The following is a 1,738-nucleotide window of genomic DNA, read 5'->3' on the forward strand; positions in this document are numbered from 1 at the left end:
GGCCGATTGACCCCCGTCGAGTACGAGACCATCATGACCCCACCCGCAGCTCTGGCTGCATAAACCCCGCTGTCACCCGATCATGCAGCAGTCCCTACTGCTGAAACGTGACCTTGCCCCGCCGGGGGTCCACGTAGTCGCCGCTGTTCATGTCAGCTTCGAGCTTCGTGAGCCACTTCTCAGCAATGCGCTTCTGTCCGTCGGGGAAGCTCTTGGACTTCTCGGTTCCGTCGGGGCCGACGTAGCGGGCCCGGTAGCGCAGGCCCGTGCCGTGCCGGTCGGTCTTGACGCGGACGGGCTTGCCATCGGCGTCGGTGATGGTCTTGAACCAGCGGTCTTGGATGTGGCCAGCCATGGGGGCTGACTCCCTTCTCGGTAGCAGGGCGCGGCGGGGCCTGGTGGCTGCGTCAGGCCGGTTTCGGGGTGTGCTGGACCGAGCCCCGCTACTTGCTAGGGGGCTGATCACTCCGACGGCCCTCACAACGAGCAAGAAGAGCACCACGGCGGAGCGTGCTCCTCTTGGTTGTGCACGCCAGGCCCCCTCTACCTGGCGGCGCCGTACAAGGAATGAAGAGGCCACCCCCCGACGCGCCGGGTGGTCTCTTCGTCGTTTCGGAGTGTTCAGCGTCCGCAGCGTCCACACCTCGCCGTCTCCTAAGAGCCGCCCTGACCAGCGAAAAGAGACTCTTAGGAGCAGAGCGTGACCGGACGCTGCGGACGCTAGTGGACGCTAAACATTTTGTTTAGCGTCCACAGGAAAAGTGCAGGTCAGATGGGGTGAGCGACGCCCGGCGGACGCTGCGGACGCTGTCTTCCCTCAACTCTCTAGTAAGAGAGAAGGAAGGCTCTTCAGGCGGGGGCAGGATCGTGGTACGGACGACCGTCTGCCCCTTGCTGAAGAGCCGTGGTGAGCCGCGAGAGCGGAACGGGCCCGGCGGTACTCACCCAAGCCTGCCGTCCACCCCTTGGAAGGCCCCGAGGACGGCAATCCAGGCGGGGCGGGAGGGTTTGCTGCCCCGCCTGGATTGCCGTCCTCAGTGGCTGGGTGCAATCACAGGCAGCAGACTCGGCCGCCCTATAGGGGGAACGATTCCAAGTGCCGTGCAGCCGTGGCCCCGGGCGTCTCGCGCCACATGAGAAAGAGGACGGCTCCGTCGTAACGAGCGTTTTCGGCCGGTACCTGAAAGCGTGCTTCCGCTCCCGCTGGCAGGGATTTCCAGGTCTTGACGGCGCAGGTTGAGCGCGGAATTCCGTCATCGTGTACCCAGCCGACAGTGGCCGTGAGTAGGTACACGGGGCGGTATCCGTTGTTACTCAAAACGTATTCACTGGCGTTGCCGGTGGGTCTGATGGCCAGACGGATGGGAGGATTCTCTTGGCGGTGGCGTCGGAGGTTCAGGGCTTCCGTGGCGCAGGCGCCGGCCACGGCGCCGACAATTGCGCTTACGACGTTGTCCCACATGGCCGGGAACCTATGTGAATCCCGTGCGCCGTGCAGCGTTTCAGGGCGGGAGGATGGCGCGATCACCTGACTGCCGTATGTGCTCCGGCGAACGGCCGAATAGCTCGGCCAACGGCGGGACTCCCGCGCTAAGAACTGGTCGGCTCGTCACGGTCCGGCAACATTGGCCCATGCGCCTGGTTGTCGGCGGCGGCTGAACCTGGACCCAGTCTGGACAGGTGGAATCTGACCCGGGTGTCTTCGGTTCGGTTGGTTCAGTCGTTGTCGGTGGTGGTG

Annotated in this window: 1 pseudogene; it reads right to left on the reverse strand. The window is 64.6% G+C overall.

Annotation, left to right across the window (positions count from 1 at the left end):
- Positions 1 to 97: 97 nt before the first annotated feature.
- Positions 98 to 355: pseudogene (locus tag ABZT02_RS46095) on the reverse strand (site-specific integrase); the annotation flags it as partial.
- Between the last annotated feature and the right edge of the window lie 1,383 nt (positions 356 to 1,738).

Origin of the sequence: Streptomyces sp. NPDC005402 (genome assembly GCF_040606575.1) — a bacterium.
GTDB lineage: Bacteria > Actinomycetota > Actinomycetes > Streptomycetales > Streptomycetaceae > Streptomyces.